At 67.7% G+C, this 3,227-nt stretch carries 1 protein-coding gene; it reads left to right on the forward strand.

All coding sequences use genetic code 11. The annotated features are described in order from the left end of the window. Positions 1–46 precede the first annotated feature (46 nt). The coding region (locus GL263_RS24010) for a non-ribosomal peptide synthetase (protein WP_323379541.1) at positions 47–3,227 on the forward strand (3,181 nt) is incomplete at its 3' end.

Consider the following 3,227-nt stretch of genomic DNA (forward strand, 5'->3'; position numbering starts at 1 on the left):
GGTGTGTGTGGAGCGTTCGTTGGAGACGGTGGTGGCGACGCTTGGGGTGTTGCTTGCGGGGGGTGTGTATGTGCCGTTGGACACCGGTTTCCCGGTGGAGCGTATGCGGTTCATGTTGGAGGACGTGGAGGCTGGTCTTGTTCTCACACATGGTGCGGCGGGGGCGTTGGTGCCGGACGGCCCGTGGGAGGTCGTCGACCTTGGTGAAGCGGAAGGTCTGCAGACGGGTGACCTGACGCTGGAGCGGGTGGCGCGTGAGGTTCCGAGGGTGAGTGCGGAGCACGCGTGCTATGTGATCTTCACGTCAGGCTCCACCGGTCGCCCCAAGGGCACCACGGTGACGCACGGCAACGTCACCCGGCTGTTCGAGGCGGTGCGCGCGCGGCTTCCGTTCGGCCGGGGTGACGTCTGGTCCCTGTTCCACAGCTTCGCCTTCGACGTGTCCGTCATGGAGATGTGGGGCGCGCTGACCAGCGGCGGACGCCTTGTGGTGGTCCCCTACATGACCAGTCGCGACGCCGACGCGTTCTACGCACTCGTGCGCGACGAGCGGGTGACCATGCTCAGCCAGACGCCGTCCGCCTTCCGCCAGTTCGAACGGGCCGACGCGACGGCGGCCGGCGAACTCAACCTGCGTGCAGTGCTGTTCGCCGGTGAGGCGTTGGATCGTGCGTCGGTGCGGCGGTGGGGTGAGCGGCACGGGTATCGCGAGCCGTTGCTGGTCAACATGTACGGCATCACCGAGACGACCGTGCACGTCACCTACGCCGAGGTCACCGAGGACCAACTGGACGGGGCCTTCACGCAGATCGGCTCCGCTCTGCCGGACCTGCGCATACATGTGCTGGACCCGTTCGGTGACCCGGTGCCGGTCGGGGTGGTCGGTGAGCTGTATGTCGGCGGTCCTGGTGTGACGCGTGGCTATGTCGGGCGTCCGGAGCTGACCGCCGAACGCTTTGTCCCCGACCACTTGGGCGGGGAGCCCGGTGCGCGGCTCTACCGCAGCGGGGACCTGGCGCGGTGGAGAGCCGACGGCAGGCTGGAGTATCTGGGTCGGGGTGATGGTCAGGTCAAGGTGCGTGGGTTCCGGATCGAGCTGGGGGAGATCGAGGCGGCCCTGAGCCGCCGGGGCGGCATCCGGCAGGCGGTGGTCATCGTCCGCAACGACCTGGGGAACGACCAGGCCGACCTGGTCGCCTACCTCGTCCCCGAGGAGGGCACGGGCACCCCTTCCACCAGCGAGCTGCGTGAGGCTCTTGCCGAGGATCTGCCCGGCTACATGATCCCGCGCAACTTCGTCTTCCTCGACGAGCTGCCGCTGACCTCGCAGGGCAAGCTCGACCACCGGGCCCTGCCGGCACCGGGCGGTGAACGCCCGGACATGGCAGTGGAGTTCGAGCCTGCTCTGCCGGGCGTGGAGGAGCAGTTGGCCGGGATCTGGAGTGAGGTTCTGGGGGTGGACCGGGTCGGTCGGCACGACAACTTCTTCGACCTCGGCGGCGACTCCATCCGGAGCATCCAGGTCCTCGGTCAGGCCCGGGCTCAGGGAGTGGCCTTCGAACTCCAGGACCTCTTCCGTACGCCCACGCTGGCAGGTCTCGCCGAGGTCGCCGAGGCCAGCGGCGATTCCGCCGTGCCGGGTCGCCTGCGCGAGCCCTTCTCCATGGTGTCGGACGAGGACCGCGCACGCCTGCCCGAGGGTCTGGAGGACGCCTATCCCATGGCGGAACTCCAGGTCGGCATGATCTACGAGATGGAGCTCGACCGCGACCGCAAGCCGTACCACAACGTGGACAGCATGCGGGTCAGCGGCCGGTTCGACGAGACCGCCTTCAAGCGGGCGCTCGCGATCGTGGTGGGGCGTCACCCCATCCTGCGGACCGCACTGGAACTCAGCGCCTACAGCGTGCCCCTCCAACTGGTGCACGGCGAAGCCGTGATGCCCTGCTTCGTCTCCGACGTGCGCCACCTGGAGGAGGCGGCGCAGGAATCCGCGATAGCCGAGTACGTCCTCGCCCAGCGTCAGCAGACCTTCGACCACGCGCGTCCGCCGCTGCTGCGGATGGGCGTCCACCACCTCACCGACGACACCTTCCAGTGGACGGTGACCGAGCACCACGCCATCTTCGACGGCTGGAGTCTGCACTCCACCCTCGCCGAGATCTCGGGCCTGTACCAGCGGATGCTGGCGGGCGAATCCGTTGAAGCGGAGCCGTCGCCCGCGTCCGCCTACCGTGACTTCATCGCGGCCGAACAGGCGGTGCTGCACTCGGCGGAGAGCGAGAGGTTCTGGCTGGACCGCGTCCAGGACCGGCCGGAGGGAAGGCTCCCGCGCTGGCCCGCCGAGTACGACGACCGGCTGACTCCCGCAGTGGGCGAGAACGAGTGGCGCGTGTCCAACGAGGCCGAGAAGCACGGCTCGATCGAGACCCTGCTCCCGTCCGAACTGTGCGACGACCTGCTGGCGTTTGCCAAGAAGGCCGGTGTCCCGCTCAAGTCGGTGCTTCTGGCAGCGCACCTGAGAGTGATGAGCCTGCTCACCGGCAGCACGGACGTCCTGGTCGGGGTTTCTTCCAACGGTCGCCTGGAGGAGGTCGGCAGCATCGAGGTTCGGGGCTTGTTCCTGAACACCCTGCCGTTCCGCTTCCAACTCGCCGAGGGCAGCTGGTCGGAGCTGGTGCGGGCGGTGTTCCAGACCGAGCAGGAGATCCTTCCTCACCGGCGCTACCCCCTCGGCGTGCTCCAGCGCAAGCTCGGCGTCGGCTCCTTCCTGGAGACCCAGTTCGTCTACAACCACTTCCACGTCCTGACCGACGAGTTCGGCAAGGGACGGCTGGAGATCACGGACGGCAAGATCGACAGCTTCAGCACGATGCGGTCCGAGCCCACCAACTTCCCGCTCAGCGTCGGTGTCATCCGCAACCCGTACTCCGTACGTCTCCTGCTCTGCCTCGACTACCACCTCGGTGAACTCGTCGAGGGCCAGGTGGCGTTGGTGCGTGACTACTACGTGCGGGTGCTGGAGATGATGGTCTCCGATCCGGACGCGTCGTTCGGTCACGCGCGGGTGCTGGGTGGCGCCGAGTTGTCCCTGTTGGACGAGTGGGCGGGGGGAGGTGCCCGGTTCCCGGTGTCCTCCATCCATGAGGCGGTGGTGCGTCGTGCGGTGGAGGTTCCGGGTGAGGTGGCGGTGGTGTGTGGTGGGGAGTCTTTGTCGTATGGGGAGT

The organism is Streptomyces durbertensis, from assembly GCF_014156695.1.
Lineage (GTDB): Bacteria > Actinomycetota > Actinomycetes > Streptomycetales > Streptomycetaceae > Streptomyces > Streptomyces durbertensis.